This window comes from Enterococcus sp. BWR-S5, assembly GCF_016745255.1.
Taxonomy (GTDB): domain Bacteria; phylum Bacillota; class Bacilli; order Lactobacillales; family Enterococcaceae; genus Enterococcus_L.
This window is the reverse complement of record NZ_JADOEQ010000018.1, coordinates 76,778-97,704: the sequence shown is the minus strand read 5'-3', so window position 1 is coordinate 97,704 and position 20,927 is coordinate 76,778. Positions and strand designations below refer to the sequence as shown.

The 20,927-nt window shown below is 41.5% G+C and carries 17 protein-coding genes; 12 read left to right on the top strand and 5 right to left on the bottom strand.

All coding sequences use genetic code 11. The annotated features are described in order from the left end of the window. Positions 1–166 precede the first annotated feature (166 nt). Positions 167–550 (bottom strand): hypothetical protein, encoded by a 384-nt coding sequence (locus IW510_RS18125; RefSeq protein WP_202062007.1) that lies wholly within the window; start codon positions 548–550, stop codon positions 167–169. A gap of 295 nt (positions 551–845) precedes the next feature. Between IW510_RS18125 and purC the strand changes: the two genes are divergently transcribed. The 9 genes from purC to purD are packed head-to-tail and all read left to right on the top strand — an operon-like array spanning position 846 to position 10,619. Beyond that, a complete protein-coding gene (gene purC / locus IW510_RS18120) occupies positions 846–1,559 on the top strand; it encodes a phosphoribosylaminoimidazolesuccinocarboxamide synthase (RefSeq protein WP_202062005.1) in 714 nt (237 codons plus the stop codon). A 22-nt stretch (positions 1,560–1,581) separates the two neighbouring features. After that, the gene (gene purS, locus IW510_RS18115; RefSeq protein ID WP_202062003.1) at positions 1,582–1,830 is read left to right on the top strand and encodes a phosphoribosylformylglycinamidine synthase subunit PurS; all 249 of its coding nucleotides are present in this window, start codon (positions 1,582–1,584) and stop codon (positions 1,828–1,830) included. Positions 1,831–1,832: 2 nt separating this feature from the next. Beyond that, the gene (gene purQ, locus IW510_RS18110) at positions 1,833–2,516 is read left to right on the top strand and encodes a phosphoribosylformylglycinamidine synthase subunit PurQ (RefSeq protein ID WP_202062001.1); all 684 of its coding nucleotides are present in this window, start codon (positions 1,833–1,835) and stop codon (positions 2,514–2,516) included. Further along, positions 2,513–4,735, top strand: coding sequence for a phosphoribosylformylglycinamidine synthase subunit PurL (gene purL, locus IW510_RS18105; RefSeq protein ID WP_202061999.1), 2,223 nt, complete (start codon positions 2,513–2,515; stop codon positions 4,733–4,735). The genes purQ and purL overlap by 4 nt, the downstream gene beginning before the upstream one ends. Further along, positions 4,720–6,138, top strand: a complete 1,419-nt coding sequence (gene purF / locus IW510_RS18100) for an amidophosphoribosyltransferase (RefSeq protein WP_202061997.1) — start codon at positions 4,720–4,722, stop codon at positions 6,136–6,138. Before purL ends, purF begins: the two co-directional genes overlap by 16 nt. A gap of 38 nt (positions 6,139–6,176) precedes the next feature. Further along, a complete protein-coding gene (purM, locus tag IW510_RS18095) occupies positions 6,177–7,223 on the top strand; it encodes a phosphoribosylformylglycinamidine cyclo-ligase (RefSeq protein ID WP_202061995.1) in 1,047 nt (348 codons plus the stop codon). Next, complete coding sequence (gene purN, locus IW510_RS18090; RefSeq protein WP_202061992.1) at positions 7,220–7,801, top strand: phosphoribosylglycinamide formyltransferase; 582 nt, start codon at positions 7,220–7,222, stop codon at positions 7,799–7,801. The genes purM and purN overlap by 4 nt, the downstream gene beginning before the upstream one ends. Further along, entirely contained in the window at positions 7,798–9,339 is a 1,542-nt protein-coding gene (gene purH / locus IW510_RS18085) for a bifunctional phosphoribosylaminoimidazolecarboxamide formyltransferase/IMP cyclohydrolase (RefSeq protein WP_202061990.1), read from the top strand. Before purN ends, purH begins: the two co-directional genes overlap by 4 nt. A gap of 14 nt (positions 9,340–9,353) precedes the next feature. Further along, positions 9,354–10,619: a phosphoribosylamine--glycine ligase gene (purD, locus tag IW510_RS18080; protein WP_202061988.1), complete on the top strand. Its 1,266-nt coding sequence runs from the start codon at positions 9,354–9,356 to the stop codon at positions 10,617–10,619. A gap of 131 nt (positions 10,620–10,750) precedes the next feature. Here the strand turns inward: purD and IW510_RS18075 are convergent, their stop codons facing one another. The 3 genes from IW510_RS18075 to IW510_RS18065 all read right to left on the bottom strand — a co-directional run bounded on the left by IW510_RS18075 (position 10,751) and on the right by IW510_RS18065 (position 14,617). Then, positions 10,751–12,226, bottom strand: a complete 1,476-nt coding sequence (locus IW510_RS18075; protein WP_202061987.1) for an SdrD B-like domain-containing protein — start codon at positions 12,224–12,226, stop codon at positions 10,751–10,753. Between the two features lie 338 nt (positions 12,227–12,564). Continuing rightward, positions 12,565–13,314: a TIGR03915 family putative DNA repair protein gene (locus IW510_RS18070; RefSeq protein WP_236674808.1), complete on the bottom strand. Its 750-nt coding sequence runs from the start codon at positions 13,312–13,314 to the stop codon at positions 12,565–12,567. Beyond that, complete coding sequence (locus IW510_RS18065) at positions 13,304–14,617, bottom strand: putative DNA modification/repair radical SAM protein (protein ID WP_202061986.1); 1,314 nt, start codon at positions 14,615–14,617, stop codon at positions 13,304–13,306. Before IW510_RS18065 ends, IW510_RS18070 begins: the two co-directional genes overlap by 11 nt. Positions 14,618–14,763: 146 nt before the next feature. Here IW510_RS18065 and IW510_RS18060 point away from each other — a divergent pair, with 146 nt between their 5' ends. Together IW510_RS18060 and IW510_RS18055 are read left to right on the top strand one after the other, a co-directional pair. Continuing rightward, positions 14,764–15,354 (top strand): alpha/beta hydrolase, encoded by a 591-nt coding sequence (locus IW510_RS18060; RefSeq protein ID WP_202061985.1) that lies wholly within the window; start codon positions 14,764–14,766, stop codon positions 15,352–15,354. Between the two features lie 80 nt (positions 15,355–15,434). Next, positions 15,435–15,689 (top strand): CsbD family protein, encoded by a 255-nt coding sequence (locus tag IW510_RS18055; RefSeq protein ID WP_202061984.1) that lies wholly within the window; start codon positions 15,435–15,437, stop codon positions 15,687–15,689. A 130-nt stretch (positions 15,690–15,819) separates the two neighbouring features. Here the strand turns inward: IW510_RS18055 and spxB are convergent, their stop codons facing one another. Beyond that, a complete protein-coding gene (gene spxB, locus IW510_RS18050; RefSeq protein WP_202062020.1) occupies positions 15,820–17,550 on the bottom strand; it encodes a pyruvate oxidase in 1,731 nt (576 codons plus the stop codon). 311 nt (positions 17,551–17,861) lie between these two features. On the opposite strand from spxB, the gene IW510_RS18045 reads away from it, so the two are divergent. Next, positions 17,862–20,897, top strand: a complete 3,036-nt coding sequence (locus IW510_RS18045) for an Ig-like domain-containing protein (protein WP_202061983.1) — start codon at positions 17,862–17,864, stop codon at positions 20,895–20,897. Positions 20,898–20,927: the final 30 nt, after the last annotated feature.

Below are 20,927 nucleotides of genomic sequence, written 5' to 3'. Positions count from 1 at the left end.
GTTGGTAGCCTTTATCTAGTATATCGAAAGGAGTTTTATCGCTAAAGCTACTTCTTCCACGCGCAGTACGCGTGGTTTTTTTGTTTCAATCACTTTAGTGATTGAAACCGACTAAAGTCATTAGTAAAAAAGTCCCAGACATGATAATGTCCGGGACTTGGTTTGTTTAAACTAATACTTCCTGATAAGCTGTTCGTTTCTCAGGAGTCATTTGAATTGCTTGCAGCAGCCTTTCAATAAACTCATAGCTGCATTCGTGTTTTCCTATATAAACTTCAATTCGATAAGCATTTTTGAAAAAATGCTGCTCGTGTATTTGATGAATCGTCAATTCAACTTTTTGGCTATTTATATAGTTGAAGGAGCGCTTCCTTCGTTCAGAATATTTTTTTACACAACGCTTAATGTTCTTAAACGTGTAATACGTCATATCCTGATTCATATTATGTACAGCTTTCAAAGCTAACAGATCGTTGTATAAGCGTGTTTTATCACTTTGAGAAAGAGATTCCAAAAAATCCTGAGCAATAGTTCCATAATCGTCTTGCATGTGATTAATCCTCCCTACAATCAAAAAACATCAATCATTTATTTTTTTACTGTAATTATTTCTTTTAGGATACCACTGAACATATAAAATGTAAATGCTTACCGTTAATAGCAAATAATCTTAAAAAAATCTATAACGTTTATTAAAGCTAAAACACGAACGATTCCTTTTTGTTTTGTTTATAAAGTTCAGTTTTCGTTGACTAGACATTTTATGCTTGTTAAAATGTAAACAAGATAAAGAACGAACTATTTCTGCTTTTGTTTGATGAATCATTTGGAAAGGAAGTAAAGAATTGGTAGAAAAGAGAGAATTACTTTACGAAGGAAAAGCAAAAAAACTGTTTGTTACAGATGAAGAAAATCAACTATGGGTCGAATATCTGGATCAAGCAACTGCGCTAAATGGTGCCAGAAAAGATCAGGTTCTAGGGAAAGCAGACTTGAATAATCAGATTACCTCAGCAATCTTTGAGGCTCTTATCTTGAAAGGAATTAAGAGTCACTTTATCCGACAGTTATCAGATAACGAACAATTAGTGACTAAGGTAGACATTATCCCACTTGAGGTGGTTGTTCGCAATTACGCTGCCGGAAGTTTTTCAAAAAGATTAGCGATTGATGAAGGAAAAAAACTGAACTTTCCAATAGTAGAGTTTTATTACAAGAATGATGCATTAGATGATCCCATCATCAACGAGGATCATGTGAAAATCTTAGAAATAGCAGACAGTCAAGAAATTAAAACGATTAAAGCTGCTGCTCGAGAAATTAATAGCGTACTGATTGAGCTGTTTGATGACATCGGTATTCGTTTAATCGACTTTAAAATCGAATTCGGCAGAACTGCTGATGGGAGTATTTTGTTGGCAGATGAAATATCTCCGGATACTTGCCGTCTTTGGGATAAGGAAACAAACGAGCATTTAGATAAGGACGTCTATCGCAGGGACCTTGGCGATATTGTACCCGTCTATCAAGAAGTCTATACAAGATTAAAAAATAAATAAATTAGATAAGGGAGCGTATCAAATGTATTTCGTAAAGGTGTATGTAACGTATAAGGATTCAGTGTTAGACCCACAGGGAGAAGCTGTCAAAGGAGCAATCCATCGTCTAGGTTATGAAGCAATTGAGGAAGTCCGTATTGGAAAGTATTTTGAAATCAAAGTTGCGAAAACGGATCAGCCGATTGAAGAAGCAATCGAAAAAATTTGTGACAGCCTTTTGGCAAACGTCAATATGGAAACTTATCGTTATGAAATCACGGAGGAAGCGTAGCTATGAAATTTGCAGTGATTGTTTTTCCGGGATCGAACTGTGACATGGATATGCTTTGGGCGGTAAAGGATGTTCTGGGAGCCGAAGCAGAATATGTTCGTCACGACGCTGAAAGCTTGGAAGGCTTTGACGGTGTTCTCTTACCTGGTGGTTTTTCTTATGGAGATTACCTGCGTTGCGGGGCAATCGCCCGTTTTTCTAAAATTATTGAAGAAGTAATCCGTTTTGCTGATGAGGGCAAACCAGTTTTTGGTACATGTAATGGATTTCAGATTTTGACAGAAGCCGGTCTGTTGCCTGGGGCACTGATTCGGAACAAATCATTGCACTTTGTCTGTAAAACAGCAGAACTAAAGGTAGTGAATGCTGATACAAGATTTACATCGGCCTATGAGCAGGATGAGATTATTCACATTCCAGTTGCTCATGGCGAAGGAAACTACTTTTGCGATGAGGAAACACTGCAAAAATTGAAAGATAATAATCAAATCGTCTTTACCTATGCGAACGATAACCCTAATGGGAGTGTCGCTGATATTGCAGGAATCATCAATGAAAAAGGAAATGTACTTGGCATGATGCCCCATCCCGAAAGAGCTGTAGAAAGTCTGTTAGGCTCAGAAGATGGCTTGCGTTTCTTTCAATCAATCGTCAATAATTTTGGAAAGGTGAATAATCTAGCATGATGAAAATAAATGAACCAACTGCTCAGGAAATAAAAGAGAAGAAGATTTATGCTGAATGGGGACTGACAGATGAAGAATATCGAATGATTGCTGAGGATATTCTTGGTAGAATGCCAAACTATACAGAAACAGGTCTGTTCTCTGTTATGTGGAGTGAGCACTGCTCCTATAAAAACTCAAAACCGGTTCTCAGAAAGTTTCCAACGTCTGGCCCGCAAGTATTGCAAGGTCCGGGAGAGGGAGCAGGAATTGTTGATATTGGGGATGGTCAGGCGGTTGTTTTCAAGGCGGAAAGTCATAACCATCCATCTGCGGTTGAGCCTTATGAAGGGGCAGCAACGGGTGTCGGCGGAATTATTCGAGATATTTTCAGTATGGGGGCTCGCCCGATTGCGATTTTAGATTCCTTACGTTTTGGAGAGCTGGACAATCAGCGAACAAAATACTTGTTAGAGGAAGTAGTTGCAGGAATCAGCGGCTATGGAAACTGTATCGGAATTCCAACAGTTGGCGGAGAAGTGGCTTTTGACCCATGTTATGAAGGAAATCCCTTAGTTAATGCGATGTGTGTAGGCCTAATCGATCATAAGGATATCCAAAAGGGGCAGGCAAAGGGTGTCGGCAATTCAATTATGTACGTTGGAGCAAAAACAGGACGTGATGGAATTCATGGTGCAACATTTGCTTCAGAAGAGTTTGTTGAGGGTGAAGAGCAGCAGCGTTCAGCGGTTCAGGTGGGCGATCCATTTATGGAGAAGCTTCTTCTGGAGGCTTGCCTTGAACTGATTTTGGAGCATGCAGATATTTTAGTCGGTATTCAAGATATGGGCGCAGCAGGACTGGTTTCTTCAAGCTCGGAAATGGCTTCAAAGGCTGGTTCCGGTTTGAAGCTCTATTTAGATGATGTTCCTCAACGCGAGACAGGAATGTCACCGTATGAAATGATGCTTTCTGAATCCCAGGAGCGCATGCTGATTTGTGTCGAGCAAGGGCATGAAGACGAGGTTGTCGCTCTCTTTAAGAAATATGATTTAGATGCGGTAACGATTGGTGAAGTTACTGATGATGGACTCTATCGTCTGTATCACAAGGGGATCGAGGTTGCCAATCTGCCCGTAGATGCGTTGGCGGAGGATGCGCCGGTTTATCAAAAAGAAAAATCTGAGCCTGCTCGAATCAAAGAATTCAGCGAAATGGCTGATTTTGAACCGACAATTACAGATGCGAGTGAAACTTTGCAGCAATTATTGCAGCAGCCAACAATCGCATCGAAGAAAATGATTTATCAAACCTATGATTCTCAGGTAAGAACCAATACGGTTGTGCTGCCGGGAAGTGATGCAGCAGTCTTGCGGGTCAGAGGAACAGAAAAAGCTTTAGCGATGACGACGGACTGTAATGCTCGATACCTGTATTTGAATCCTGAGGTTGGCGGACAGATTGCGGTGGCGGAAGCGGCACGAAACATCGTCTGCTCCGGAGGCAAGCCTCTGGCAATTACAGATTGTTTAAACTACGGATCACCGGATAAGCCGGAAGGATTTTGGGAGCTGTGGACATCTGCTGATGGCATTGCCAGGGCATGCGAAACCTTAGATACTCCGGTTATTTCAGGGAATGTTTCTTTATATAATGAAACAAATGGAAAAGCAATTTATCCAACACCGATGATTGGTATGGTGGGGTTAATTGAAAATATTTCCCATGTCACAACTCAGGAATTCAAACAGGCTGGTGACTTGGTTTATGTTATTGGAAAAACACAAGCAGATTTCAATGGAAGCGAGCTTCAAAAACTTCAGCTTGGAAGAATTGAAGGGCGTTTGATGGCCTTTGATTTAGAAGAAGAAAAAGCAAATCAGGATGCAGTCTTACAGGCAATTCAGCAAGGTCTTGTCACTAGTGCGCATGATTGTTCAGAAGGCGGTCTGGCTGTTGCTTTGGCAGAGTCTTGCTTTAAGAATGAGTTGGGAATAGATGCAGCAATTGACTTACCGGCTTCATGGCTGTTTGCAGAAACACAGTCTCGTTTTGTTCTCTCTGTTGCTCCTGAAAAACAAGCGGCTTTTGAAGCCTTAGTGGGGGATCGCACAGAGCTGATTGGAACAGTTACTGAAACAGCAGAAGTTAAGGTTGAACATATGGATGGAACAATGCAAGTGGATACTCGTAAAGCAAAGGAACTATGGGAGGAAGCCATTCCATGTCTTATGAAGTAAGAAGTTTGAACGAAGAGTGTGGTGTATTCGGTGTCTGGGGACATCCGGATGCATCACGGGTTACCTATTTCGGGTTGCACAGTCTTCAGCATCGAGGACAGGAAGGTGCCGGGATTGTTGCCAATGACGGAGGAAAGCTGAATGGTCATCGAGATTTAGGCTTGCTGTCCGAGGTATTCAAAGATGATAAGCTCCTAGAGGGGTTGAAAGGACAGGCTGCGATTGGCCATGTTCGCTATGCTACGGCCGGAAATGGCAGTGTTGATAACATTCAGCCGTTTTTATTCAAATTTTATGATGGTGCTTTTGGTCTGGCGCATAACGGTAATTTAACAAATGCAAAAAGCTTACGGCTTTCACTTGAAAAGGATGGTGCAATCTTCCATTCAAATTCAGATACTGAAATTTTGATGCATCTGATTAGAAGAAGCAAACAGCCGACCTTCATTGAGCAGTTAAAGGAGAGCCTATGCCAAGTAAAAGGCGGGTTTGCCTATCTGCTATTGACAGAGAATGCAATGATTGCGGCGTTAGACCCGAATGCGTTTCGTCCGTTAGCATTGGGACAGATGAAAAATGGCGCGTATGTTATTGCCAGTGAGACCTGTGCCTTAGAGGTCAGCGGAGCAACCTTTATCCGAGATGTAGAGCCGGGTGAGGTAATTATTGTTGATAATGATGGCTACCGTATTGAAAAATATACAGAGGATACACAGCATGCAATTTGTTCGATGGAATTCATTTATTTTGCTCGTCCGGATTCAAATATTGCAGGAGTAAATGTCCACACTGCCCGTAAGAATATGGGCAAGCTTTTGGCGGAAGAATCACCGATAGAAGCAGATATGGTTGTTGGTGTTCCTAATTCCTCTCTATCTGCTGCCAGCGGGTATGCAGAAGCGAGTGGGATTCCTTATGAAATGGGCTTGGTGAAGAATCAATATATCGCACGAACGTTTATTCAGCCAACGCAGGAATTGAGAGAGCAGGGCGTGCGCATGAAGCTTTCAGCGGTTCGTGGTGTTGTTGAGGGAAAACGTGTGATTATGGTAGATGACTCCATCGTTCGGGGGACGACCAGTAAACGGATTGTTCAGCTATTGAAGGAAGCGGGAGCGAAGGAAGTCCATGTCCGGATTGCTTCACCACCGTTAAAATATCCTTGCTTCTATGGTATTGATATTCAAACAAGAAAAGAATTGGTCGCTGCCAATCATTCAATTGAAGAAATTCGTGAATTGATTACAGCTGATTCGTTGAGCTTTTTAAGTGAACAAGGCTTGATTGATGCAATTGGTCTAAACTATGACGCTCCATATTCAGGGCTGTGTATGGCCTATTTCAATGGAGATTACCCTACGCCGTTATATGATTACGAATCAACATATCTAGCGTCGTTATAGAGACAGGAAATCCAACTAAAAAAAGTAGGAGGATCAGCATGGCGAATGCATATGCAAAGGCCGGCGTTGATGTAGAAGCCGGTTATGAAGTAGTTGAAAGAATTAAAAAACATGTAAAAAGAACGGAACGGGCCGGTGTGATGGGCGCGCTTGGCGGCTTTGGCGGCTGTTTCGATTTGAGCAAGGTGGATGTGAAGGAACCGGTACTAATTTCAGGGACAGACGGTGTGGGAACCAAATTAATGCTGGCCATTCAAGCCGATAAGCATGATACAATTGGGATAGACTGTGTGGCGATGTGCGTAAATGATATTGTTGCACAAGGAGCAGAACCACTTTATTTTCTGGACTATATAGCTACAGGAAAAAACATACCGGAGCGGCTGGAACAGGTTGTTGCCGGCGTTGCGGAAGGCTGTATCCAAGCCGGAGCCGCACTAATCGGCGGAGAGACAGCAGAAATGCCCGGTATGTATAGTGAGGACGATTATGATTTAGCTGGTTTCACAGTCGGTGTTGCGGAGAAAAGTAAGCTGATTACCGGTGAGAAGGTTAGTGAAGGGGATGTATTGCTGGGCTTAGCTTCCAGCGGCATTCATTCAAATGGCTATTCACTGGTTCGTAAAGTATTTTTTGAAATGAATGACTATCAATTGACTGATACGCTTCCGGAATTAGAAGGAAAGACATTGACGGATGCATTGCTTGAACCAACAAAAATCTATGTAAAGAGTCTTTTGCCATTAGTTGATCGTCAATGGGTCAATGGCATTGCTCATGTGACTGGCGGCGGCTTTGTTGAAAATATTCCTCGCATGTTGCCGGAAGGTTTAGCAGCAGAGATTAGATTAGGTAGCTGGCCGGTACTTCCAGTTTTTTCAGCTTTGGAAAAGTACGGTCAAATTCCGTCAATGGAAATGTATGAGATTTTTAACATGGGGATTGGAATGGTTCTGGCAGTTTCTCCCGAAAGGCTTGTTCAAGTACAGGAACTTCTTGAAACACTGGGAGAAAAGAGCTATGTGCTGGGTCAAGTGACTAAAAGAGCAGAGGAAGCTATTCGATTTATCGAGGTGGAAAAATGAGAATGGCAGTTTTCGCTTCCGGTAACGGCAGCAATTTTCAAGTGATTGCCGACGTTGTGAAGAATCAGGAAATTGACGGCGAAATTGTTTTACTTTTCAGTGATAATCGTGAAGCAAAGGTACTGTCTCGAGCAGAAGTGCTCGGTATTCCAAGCCATGCGTTTTCTCCAAAGGAGTTTTCTGATAAAGGAACTTATGAAGGCGAAATTCTTCATCTTTTAGAAGAAAAAGACGTAGATTTTATCGTGCTGGCTGGCTATATGCGTTTGATTGGTCCGGCGTTACTTGAAGCCTTTCCCCAAAAAATCATCAATATCCATCCATCGTTACTTCCCTCATTTCCTGGTTTACATGGGATAAGGGACGCGTATGAAGCGGGGGTTGCAGAAACAGGTGTAACCGTTCATTATATAGATAAGGGTATTGACACAGGTCCTATCATTGCACAGGAGAAGGTAGCAATTGAGACAGAAGATACGTTAGAATCTCTGGAAGAAAAGATTCATCAAGTAGAACACAGGTTATATCCAGCTGTGTTGAAAAGAATAATCAAAGAGAAGGGGCAACGGACACAATGACAAAAAAACGGGCTTTAATCAGTGTTTCGGATAAAACTGGGGTAGCAGACTTTGCTAAACGACTGACCGAACTTGGCGTGGAAATTATCTCAACCGGTGGCACAAAAACAATGCTGGAGCAAGCTGGGATAGCGACAATTGGAATCGAGGATGTCACTGCATTTCCGGAAATGATGGACGGCAGAGTAAAAACGCTGCATCCCAAAATACATGGCGGCTTGCTGGGACGAAGAGACGTTCCGGAACATATGGCTGCAATGGAAGAGCATGCGATTCAGCCGATTGATATTGTCTGTGTCAACTTATACCCATTCAAGGAAACAATTCAAAAGCCTGATACTACAGTGGAAGAAGCAATTGAAAATATTGATATTGGTGGACCAAGTATGCTGAGAAGTGCTGCGAAAAATCATCAATTTGTAACAGTTGTCGTTGATCCAAGTGATTATGCCGCTGTTCTTGAAGAACTTGACCAGAACGGGGAGACAACGTTTGCGACACGTCAAAAACTAGCAGCAAAAGTATTTCGACATACTGCTGCCTATGATGCGTTGATTGCAGGTTATTTAACAGAGCTGACAGGTGAAGCAGAACCGGAATCTCTGACCTTGACTTATGAACGCAAGCAAACGCTGCGCTATGGGGAAAACAGTCATCAACAGGCAGCCTTTTATCAGGATGCTCTGCCGGTTCCCTTTTCGATTGCCAGTGCGAAGCAGCTGCATGGAAAAGAATTGTCGTACAATAATATCAAGGATGGCGATGCAGCGATTCGAATTGCGAGAGAATTCGATCAGCCTGCTGTCGTTGCAGTGAAGCATATGAATCCCTGTGGTATTGGTATCGGAGAAGATATCCTTTCCGCGTATAACGCAGCCTATGAAGCTGATCCAGTGTCAATTTTTGGCGGAATCATTGTACTGAACAGAGAAGTTAATGAAGCTGTAGCTGAAAAAATGCATCAGCTATTTTTGGAAATCATTATTGCACCAAGCTTCTCAGAAAAAGCCTTTGAGATACTTTCTGCGAAGAAAAATCTTCGTTTGATGACATTAGATTTTACGCACAAGGATGAAGCACAGGCGGATGAGAAGGTATCGGTCTTAGGCGGTCTTTTAGTTCAAAATCAGGATGTTGTGAAAGAAGAGCGAGAGGATTGGAAGGTTGTAACGAAACGCCAGCCGACAGAAGAAGAGTGGGGAGCGCTTACCTTTGCCTGGAAAGCTGTGAAGCACGTGAAGAGTAATGCTATCGTTATTGCAGATGCGCATCAGACGCTGGGAATTGGTGCCGGTCAGATGAATCGAGTAGGCTCTGTTCAAATAGCTGTTGCACAGGCAGGAGAAAAAATTACAGATGCCGTGCTGGCAAGTGATGCCTTCTTCCCAATGGGTGACAGTGTAGAGTATGCGGGAGAGCATGGAATTAAAGCGATTATTCAGCCAGGAGGCAGCATCAAGGATCAAGAATCAATTGATATGGCCGATAAATACGGTATTGCAATGGTGTTCACGGATATTCGCCACTTTAGACATTGATCGAGGAGGACGACATGGGATTGAAAGTTTTAGTAATCGGCAGCGGAGGCAGAGAGCATGTGATTGCGCAAAAGCTGATACAAAGTCCGTTAGTTGAAGCGGTGTATTGTGCGAAAGGAAATCCGGGGATGAAGCAGGACGGCATTCGTCTTGTTGATATCGAAGAGGATGCGCATGAAGCGCTCATTCGTTTTGCTGAAGAGTCTCAGATTGATTGGACATTTGTTGGTCCGGAAGTACCATTACTGAACGGAATTGTTGACGATTTTGAAGCAGCAGGACTGAAAATATTTGGACCTAAAAAAGCGGCAGCAATGATTGAAGGGTCAAAGGATTTTGCAAAAAATCTAATGAATAAGTATGCGATTCCAACAGCAGCTCACCAAACATTTTTTGATTTCAAGCAGGCGAAGGAATACGTTGAACGAAAAGGAGCGCCGATTGTTATCAAGGCTGATGGCTTGGCAGCTGGAAAAGGTGTCGTTGTAGCCGAAACAGTGGAGCAGGCGGTTGACGCACTTGAAGATATGCTTGAGGGAAATCGTTTTGGTGCCAGTGGCGCAAAAGTTGTTGTTGAAGATTTTCTGTCAGGAGAAGAGTTTTCTCTTTTGGCCTTTGTTCGTGGAACAGAAGTTTATCCTATGACCATTGCACAGGATCATAAACGTGCTTTTGACAATGACAAGGGACCGAATACAGGCGGCATGGGGGCCTATAGTCCCGTTCCGCAGATTTCTCAGGAAATGGTCGATGAAGCAATTGCGACTGTTCTACTACCGGCTGCTGAAGGGATGGTTAAGGATGGCTGTCCATTCACAGGTATTCTCTATGCCGGTTTGATAGCAACACCGCAAGGTCCAAAGGTCATTGAGTTCAATGCACGCTTTGGCGATCCTGAAACACAAGTTGTTTTGCAACGCCTGACGAGCGATTTGGCAGAAATCATTTCAGATTTGCTTGAAGGAAAGCAGCCAACGATTGATTGGAAGCAAGAGGGTTTTAGCCTGGGTGTTGTTGTCGCAGCAGATGGCTATCCGAATGATTATGATAAAGGTGCCGTTCTTCCTGATTTCACGGCTCTTGAGGATGCACGTGTTTACTATGCCGGAGTCGCAGAAAGTAATGAGCAGTTGGTTTCCAACGGTGGACGAATCTATCTGATTGAGGCTGAGGGCGAAAGTCTTGCGCAAGCCCAACAGAGGGTTTATGAGTTGCTTGATTCAAAGGATACTGCTGGGACCTTCTACCGAACGGATATCGGCAGCAAGGCGATGAGATAGTAAACAAAAAGCCATATTGTCGGAACAAGCAAAAGAAGAGAAAAGAAGACGATAGATTGATTTAGTTGGTCAGTCTATCGTCTTCTTATTTTTTGTTTATACAGGTGTCATTCTCTTTGCGGTGTACCTCCCTAGCTGACTGTCAAAGCAATATCTTTAGAAATTTCCCATTCAGGTTCAAGTGAAGACATATGATAGACAGATACCACTTGTTTTCCTTTCAGAGCAGCGGGTAGACTCTCTGGGTCAACAGCTTGGACGGGAAAATCAGTTTCTGCAACTAAATAGATATTCTTTTCGTAAGGCAGCTCCTTCAAGCGATAGGTTCCGGAACGAGGTGGTGAGACAACACTTGCTAAAGCACGACCGTTTTTGTCATATGCAGTAACTGTAATGGAACGGAGCGGCTCAGAAATACCATTCCGTATGCCATCTTGATTTAAATCATCAAAAACATATCCCTTAATATTGACATGTTTGCGTATACCAAAGTAAAAATCAGCAGTTTTTTTGATTTGCAGATTTGTTAAGTCATACGTATCACCCCAGACATTCACCACGCCAAAGCGCATTTTCGGTATGTTTCGAACCAGTTTTGCGATATTTTGCCCTTTAGAAATCAGCTGTGTGATATCTTCGCCCAGATATTGTTCTAGTTGCAAGCTTTCAACTTGGTTTAAGGCAAAGGAGAAGAAATTTGACAATTCTTCAATATAGACGTAATCAGGTGAAGTAGTAATATCGCCTGTAGAAAGTAAATCTGGATTATCAACAAATTGCCCGATATCTTGTGTACTGAAAATGATATCTAAAATAGCGTTAATCTTCGGCATCTCTACGATCATTTCACTTAACCTTAAATTAAAAGGCGAACGGAAAGCGACATAAAGGCCGCTATCTGCATCCGGAATTTGAATGGGCTGATTTGAACTGGTTGTTTTTAGTGTAATCGCACCATCGCCAATGTCAATTGAGCCTTTCATTGCTTGGCTGATTAATTGACTTTGATCCACTTGAGGACCGCCATTTTTGATAAGTTCGGCTGCCTGCTGTAAATTTACAATGACAACTGTTTTATAATTTTCTATTTTTTCATCCGGGTCCATCAAGCCATTGCCGTTTGAATCACCAAAAACATGAAAATTCAAGGTGGCAGTCTTGGTTACTGCAAGATTTACCGTTGTAATTAGACTTGTAGCCTTAACTTCAACGATTCCCATAGCAGCTGTTCCGTCTGTGTTTAGCGGTGTTTGGGGTTGCTTAACCGGGCTAAAACCTTCTGCATTACCATAACGAAGATAATAGGTTCCCTTTGTCAGCTTAGTAAAACTGTAAGCGCCCAAAGCATTAGTAGTTGTCTGCTTAATCGGTGCTTCTTCGGCTTGAGCAGCAGCAAGGCTGTCATATAATTTGACCGTGTGATTTTTAACAGGTGTATCCAACTGGAAAGGGTTGTATACTCCGTTCTTTTGTGTATCAATAAACTCCGTGCCGCTAATTGTGTAGATAGCCGGGTCCCATGCCGCTTCTACATGTTCAGGTAAAGCCAGTAATGCAGCTTGAACACCTAACAGTACCAATAAAAAATACTTAAAAAACTTTTTCAATTTCTATTCCTCCTTGTATAAAAATAAGCATGCAAAGAGATGCCTGTCTAATTGATAGTATCACTTCCTGCGATGTTTAACAATATAGTTCTATAGGCATTTTGTAATATGTTTTTAAAAAGAATAATATTACTATATGAGTATTTATTTTCGAGGGAAGCTAAGAGAGGACGGAGGGAATACTCTGGAAATAGAGAGTCTGAGAACATAAATCAATTCTCAGACCTTTAGTATTCTTATCGTTGAACTGCAAGATTCGTAGATGACAGCTCTTTGTCTTTCACATTAGATGTTTATCGTGGTTAGACATCCAATATTGGGTTGGAATCAAAATTAGACTATTGCCATTCCGGCATATGTTTTTGGAAACGCAGCGGCATATGCCCTAACTGAGCCTTTTTATTGATTCGTTCCTTGATTGTAACTGCCTGAAGGAATGTCTTCCATTGCTGTTGGATATCTTCTTCAAGCTGTTGTTCTTCAAATTCCGGGCAATCTGTATCTTCCACAAATGAAATCTGTCCTTGTTTAATCAAAGCTAACAATCGATGGGTTTCGTCATAAATCATCATTGATTCCAAAGGATAACGTTCAGCAAAATGCGGACAGATATATGGTAAAGAAAAATATTTTGGACTGATTTTACTGAACAAAATCTTGCCGACATATTCAAAACGAACGAAGCCTGTGTAGAGATGCGCCTCGCCCAATAAGGTTTTAATTCCTTTTTGAATGGCCAAGACAGAAGGATGACCAATGAAGTTAACTAGTGAATCCTTCGTATTCAAAGCAATTAAGATTGTTTCAAGTAGATGAATCTCCTTATTTTCAATAGTGGCATAAAAGCCATCAACAATAAACTGAAAATTCTCTGTGTGAAGACGCTGCTGCAACCGTTGATATATTTTATGTGCTTTCTCATCATCCTTCTCAATCCATTCGCTCAAAAAGAGGCTTTCAACAGAGGTTTCAGGTGTCAAGATAACTTCAGGAAATACCTGATTTTTGAAAGCCTGATAAACAATGGTCAGAAAGCCATAGAAGCTACCATCGTATTCCCACGAGTCAGTCGTATGTTCAATTAGCATAGCTAAGCTCCTTTTCCTTCGTATGTTCGAATCGCTCGACGTCAAAAAGAGAAAGCTGTTCTCCAAGACTTTGTGTATTAGCCTTTTTCAAGGCTTTGAATTGTCGAGCAGACACTAAGGAAGCAATAATCCATTCCGGCTCTTTAATCAGACCATCAATAACCACACCGTTGCAGCTGACAAAATATTTTGCTCGCTTTACCACGACACCCAATTTTTTTAAGTCTGTTAAGTGAAGCTTATAATATTTTCTTGCTTTGACAATGTTTTGGGCGCTTTTAGGACCAATTCCGGGAATGCGTAAGAGTACTTCATAGCTGGCAGATTGTACATCTACTGGAAATCGCTCATAGTTTTGCACAGCCCAGTTTGCTTTAGGGTCTAAATATAAATTGAAATTCGGCTTTTCAGGAGACAAAATTTCGTCTGCTTTAAAGCGGTAAAATCGCATCAGCCAATCGGCCTGATACAGGCGATGCTCTCTGAGAAGGGGCGGATCAGTAGTAACAGCCGGTAATAATGAATCCTGATTTACAGGGATATAGGCAGAATAGTATACACGCTTCAATTCGTATTTGTTATATAAGTTCTCAGCAATCTTTACGATAGCATGGTCTGTTTCCGGAGAAGCACCAATAATCATTTGAGTAGATTGTCCGCCGGGAACGAAGGTCGGGCCACGCCGAACAGCCGGCAGCATTGAGAGTTCCTTTTTCTTTGTGGTAATCTGCTTCATTGGTTTATATAAAGAGAAAGGGTCCTTATCTGGTGCCAGTAATTTTAGACTTTCTCTGGAAGGAAGCTCGACATTGACACTCATTCGATCAGCTAGATAGCCAAGCTCCTCAATCAGCGCTTCGTCAGCGCCGGGGATAGCCTTCACATGGATGTATCCTTTAAATCCCTTTTCATAGCGCAGAATTTTCAAGGTTTTGATAAGCAGTTCGGTTGTGTAATCAACATTCTTGATAATAGCCGAGCTTAAAAAAAGCCCTTCAATATAGTTTCTCATATAGAAATCCATCGTTAAATCAGCAACCTCTTGAGGTGTGAAGGTTGCTCGAGGGATATGATTGGATTTTCTATTAATACAGTAATGGCAATCAAATATACAAGCATTTGTAAACAATAGCTTCAACAAGGAGACGCAACGGCCATCACTGGTAAATGAGTGACATATTCCTGCAGCAGCTGTACTGCCTACTGTTCCTGTTCGTGTATTATCAGCGACACCACTGCTGGCGCATGATACATCATATTTGGCAGATTCTGCCAGTATCTCAATTTTTTTAGCAATATCCATTGCTTATGCCTCCTTTATCGAACGTATGTTCTTATTTTAGCAAGAAGTGTTCTATCTGTCAAAGATAAATTTGAGTTCAATTGTTTGGTGTTTTCTATCATTGATGATAAACTATATTTACTTACAAAAAGTAAGGGAGTGGTAAAATGAATTATTTGTTTAGAAAAGGAACGGGAAAACCATTGATTTTACTTCATGGTACCGGAGGCGATGAGCAGTCTCTTATGGAGATTGCAGAATATCTCGATCCGCAAAGTACCATTTTATCTTTTAGAGGCCGAGTTGTTGAAGAAGGAATGAATCGATTTTTCAAGAGGAATGGATTAAATCAGTTTGATATCGAGAGTCTTGAGGAAGAGACGGATCATTTGTTGGAAGAAATTATACGTATCAGTGAGGAGAACGATATTGCCGTGTCTGACTGGACAATGCTTGGTTATTCGAACGGAGCAAATATTGCAGGTCATCTGCTACTCGAACGTGATTCTGAGCTAAAGAAGGCTATCCTGCTTCATCCAATGTCTTTAGGTGTGGATACACAGAGTGCTGCTTTGCTTGGAAAAAAAGCTATTTTGTCCTTCGGAGAGAATGATCCAATTGTGTCAGAGGATACTTGGCAGCAGCTGGTTCATCAGATGGAGAGACGAGGCGTTGATGTAACCCTTGTTAAGACGAAAGCAGGTCATCAGGTTACGATGGAAGAAATCGATCAGGCAAAAACGTGGCTGTACTCCTGAAATGAGCGAATCATTTGATACAACTTTTTAACGGTGCTATGCTGTTAATGTATTCAAAATCATTTAGGAGGGTGTTTAATATGACAGATTTAAACGGACGTGTAAATGATGCAAAAGATAAAGTTGAGGGAGAAGCAAAAACAGCCGTCGGAAAAGTAACTGACGATAAAGGAAAAGAAGCGGAAGGTAAGCTTCAATCCGGTTTTGCTGATGCCAAATCAAAAGCACGAGATGCCGGCGAGGATATTAAAGAAGGCGCTGAAAAATTTGGCGACAAAATCAAAGAAGGCTTTGATGATTTAAAAGAAAAATTCCACAAACATGATGATAAATAATCACTAGCAAAATAAAGCAGGCTGCGGATTTCGAATCCGCGGCTTGTTTTTTGTTTTTCACAATATATTTATTATTCTTAGTAAAGATAGAAAGAAATGACCTGTTGTTTTTTGCCAACAGGTCATTTTGTTATTCATTTTTCAGCAGTTCTTTTAAAACAGGCATATCATGTACATCATATTTTTTCTTGAAGGCTTCAATTTCTTCAGTACTGAATTTTTCCGGATCGAGAACAAGCTCTTCCACAGGCAGTGGTCGGGCATTTTTGATTTTCACATCAATGACGACAGGACGTTTGCTGTTCTTTGCAGCCTCAAAAGCCGGAGCCAGCTGCTCGTATTTTGTGATTGTGAATCCATCAGCACCCAATGCTTCGCCTACTTTACCGAAATCTGCTCCTTCAAGAAAGACACCAAATTTCTTTTGTTCAGTATCTTCCTGCTCGGCCTCGATAAAGCCGAATGAATCATTTGAAAAGACAATGTTAATGATTGGCAGTTCATATTTTACCTGAGTAATGATATCCTGCATGACCATCGCAAAGGCACCGTCGCCGCTCAAAGTAAAGACTTGACGTTCTGGGTAGCTAAGCTTTGCAGCAATACCTCCGGGAATACCATTCCCCATAGTAGCAAACCAGCCGGAGGTGGTGAATTTTTGTTTTCCGTTCATATCCAATAATCGAATGGCATGAATCGTCGTATTACCGACATCGGTCACGAAAATCGCTTCTTCTTCAGCGATACGACGGATCTCTTTGAAGACTGGTTCAGGTCGCAACGGAGCTTCTTCTTTATCATCAAAACTACGCAACCAGTTGTTCCAATTTTTCTTATTTTTCTGATTGGCTCTTAGCCATTTGTCTGCGGGTCTCTGCGTTCCTTGCTCAACCATCATTTTTAGTGCCGTTTTGCCATCACCTAAAATGGAAACATCTGTTTTGTGGCGACGTCCAAATTTAGCTGCATCAATATCAACTTGGATAAAAGCTGCTTCTGGATTGAAGAAATAAGCGGCAAAGGGAAAATCACTGCCAACAAAAATGATTAAGTCAGTCTCAGCTAATGCTTCATTTGCCGGTTTTGTTGCGACTCTGGCTGCAAAACCAAGAAAATTTTCATAGGAGTCGGGAACGATTCCTTTAGCAAGAACAGCAGCAGCGACAGGCGTAGAGAAATACTCGGAAAAGGCTTTAATTTCCGACCAACCGCCTCGTGTCCCCTGACCGATATAAAGAATCGGCTTTTCAGCTTTTTCAATCAAGGCTAAAGCTTCATCAATATCTTGACTATTCGGTAAAAGTACATTGGTTTTATGATTAGGAGCAGTCGAGATATAGGTATCCGGAATTTCAACAGAGCCCAAATCAACTGGGATGGTGACTACGGCAACTCCGTTGTACTTGTATGCTGCTTTTATTGCTTCATCAACAACATGAGGAAGGCTTTCCGGTGTCATGACTGTTCGGTTGTAAACGCTGACATCAGCAAACATAGGGTTTTCATTGAGTTCTTGAAATGAATTATAGTTCATTGCCGAAGAAGCGACTTGCCCAAGTAAAGCCAGAACAGGAACATGATCCATCTGAGCATCATACAGCCCATTGATTAGATGGGAAGCCCCGGGACCCGCAGAACCGAAAACGGCGCCAATTTTTCCTGTTAATTTGGCATCGGCAGCGGCTGCTAATGCACCGACCTCTTCATGGCGAACTTGAATATAATTGATTCGATCCTTTTCTTTATAAAGTGCATCCATTGTTGAATTGAATGATCCTCCGGGAATACCATAAATATGATCGATTCCCCAGCTTTCCATGACTTTTACCATGGCAGTGCCAGCATTAATTGTGTTGACCATCATACCTCACTCCATTTCTTAAAATGTATCCAATTTTAGTATACGCCTGAATGAGAAATGAGCCAAATAAAGGGCCTTTTGTCAGGTTCAAAAGAAGATACTTCAGGAAAAATTTTTCTGTCTAGCGTGTATGAAGTCGCTGTATTTATCTTCTTTTCAGCAAAGGCGAAATATACCATATGTGAAAAAAATAAACAAATTTAGAAAGGAAAAATTTTGAAATAAATAGAAATTTTTATCAAAAAGTTATGTTAAGGTGTGTTATTATTAGAAATGTAAGATGAAATAAAACACAGGTTGGAGGTACTTTTATGAAGAAAGTGGTAACGTTAGGGCTTTTGTTTTGTATGGGAATAGGCGGTAGCCAAACCGCCGCAGCACAGGGGAATTTTACTGAAGAAGAGCAGAAAAAGGTAGAGGCACTACAGCAGAAATATAGTGAAATCATCAGTAACTATGATTATTTTAGAAATGATGCTGGAATGTTTCAGGAGATGCCTCAGTTAGAAGGGGATAATTACAGTGCCGGAGTGACTAGCAGCCTGTACCGAGATTACGCTGAGGAGTACATGAATTTTGTGCGTAGTTTTTCTGACTTACCGCCTGTTACAGCGACGGAGGAGCACACAGAGTTAGCGCAAAAAGGGGCAGCTGGACTGGCAGCCGTGGATATAAAGCTTAGCCATTATCCTGCAACTGATTTTGAAAGACCAGAGTGGATTCCGATATCAGAGTGGGCATTAATTGATAAGTCCGGACAGTCAAGTAATTTGGGATATACTACTTCACCAGTTAAGGTTGCCGAAATCCCGATTGACCAATGGTTGGAAGACAGAGGTGCGAGTAACACAGCTGTTGGTCATCGAGCGTGGACATTGGATTATACATTGGGAACCTTTGGGATGGGAACTGCAAAAAGTAAGAGTGGTAAATACTTTTCATCAATGGTAGTTTTACACAACAGAGTAGGCAGCCCGAAAATCCCAAGTAACTTTGTCACTGCATGGCCAAGCGAAGGCGTGTTTCCTGTTAATAACTTAGAGAATGGCTATCGATGGTCTACACATTTTAATCCGAATGATTTCAAATTTTCAGATGATGTAAGGGTTATGTTGACAAACACGGTAACAAATCAAACTTGGAATTTCAGCAAGGAACAAGCAGATGGTGAGTTTGAGTTGAGCGCTGGTTACGGTGGTTATCGTACTATTATGTTCAATCCAGACAATATCGTCTATAGCGCAGATGACTCTTATACCGTTTCAATCACCGGTCTGCAAGGGGCAAAAGGATCTTATGAATATACAGTAAAATTATTTGAGCTGGAAGAGCGAGAGCCGCTGGTTTTGGAATCTTTTGAGCCTGTTGAAGAGGTTGTCACTCTAGAAGTAGGCCAAAAATATACACCTCAATTTATTTTTACACCGGAGCATGCGAGTGATGGCAGGTATTATTATCAGTCAAGCAACTCAAAAGTTTTAAAAACTTCCGGACAAGTAGTTGAAGCAGTGGGAGTAGGAAGTGAAAGCCTACGCTATACCTCGTTGGATAGCAAGTTCAGTACAACGATTACTTACAATGTCGTAGAAAAAATCATTGAGCCGGAAAGTCTTACATTAGATGCCTCTGCGTTTACGTTGGAAGTCGATGAATCGAAACAGCTTATTGGAACGATAGTACCTGAGAATACAACTGACAAAACGATTCAGTGGTCTTCTGAAAATCCGCTGATTGCTGAGGTGTCTGAATCGGGAAATGTTATAGGTAAAGCACTTGGAACAACTGTTATTACCGGGAAAACACAAAATGGTAAGGTAGCTAGTGCAGAAGTTACGGTGAAGGAGAAAGAAATTGAGGCGGCTGAAATCAATGTGACTCCTGAGCAAGCGACCTTGTTGATTGGTGAAACACAACAACTGACAGCAAGTATTCTTCCTGAAAATACGACAAACAAAGAAATTACTTGGTCAACGGCAGATGACACAATCGCTACTGTGTCCCAGGCTGGCTTGGTAACAGCGAAGGCAGAAGGTCTGACTACGGTTTATGCAACTACCAGTAATGGAAAACAAGCCGAGGCGATAATTGAGGTCTTTAGCTCAGAGATTCCGCCTGCTAAAAAAGCGATAAAGGATCTATTTCCAGATGCCAATCTTGCTGGTGCTGTGGCAAAATACTTTAAGCGAACAGTGGAAGATTACCTTACTCAGGGAGAATTAGATGACATGAAGGCATTGACGTCAGGATTTAATTATGTTGAAATTGCCGATCTTGAGGGGCTGCAGCATTTCAGTAATCTGCAAGAGGTGTATCTGGATCGATTAAAAACGACGGACATCTCTACTCTTCAACAGCTGGTAAATTTGAGAAAACTGACCCTTGAAGTTACTGGAACTTCCCATAACTCAATTGACCTTTCACAAATAAAAGGGCTGACCAAGCTGGAGTACTTGAAGCTGAATCATCTTGAAGATATTGCTATTGACAGTATCGGTGAGCTGAAGGCGTTGAAAACTATTGACATTATGAATCCTAGATTTACAAAATCTATCTCTTTGCAGCCGTTAAGCGATTTACCAAATTTAACAACACTGCTACTTTCCAATACAGGAAGCGCAGATAAATCGAACTCGTTTACAGATGTAGCAAGTATTTCAGGATTGAAGCTAAAAACTTTACGATTGACTCATTTTACAAAAGATGACTTAAGCTTCCTTAGTCAATTGTCAACATTGACTAATTTAACGTTGAATACGTGTAATGTGGAGGAGCTAGAGATGCTTTCCGACTTGACCAACTTAACCTCATTAAGTGTCTCATCTGCTTACAGCTCTCTTAGCGATTACGTTATTAAGGATTTAGATGCGGTAAAAGCTTTGACAAACCTTACCTATTTGGAAGTAAGCAGTTCAAAATTGGAAAGCCTAGATGGCATTAGCGAACTGAAAAAGCTTTCGAATTTGACCGTATTTGGAAATAAACTCACAGATTTCTCTGCTATTCAGGATCTTCCGAAGTTGACTTATTTAGGAATCAATGACAATCAGATTAGCGATTATACTTTGTTGGATGAATACCCTGCACTGAAGGGTTATTGGAATAAGCAAACCTTGACAGCAACAGCTAAAGTTGTTAATGGAAAAGTAGTGATTTCCTCTCCATTTGCTTATGGGGATAGAGTGGAAATGACGAGTATTGTATTAAGTAATGGCGGTACTATTGTTGATGGGGAGTGCACGTGGGAAGCTATTCCTGCAGCGACGAAACAGCTTACTGTCACTTATACCGGAAAAACGGATGGAAAAGCAGCACTTAAAGTGAAGCTGACCATTAATCTGGAACGATAGTAAAAAAATGAAATAAAAGGCTTGATGAAA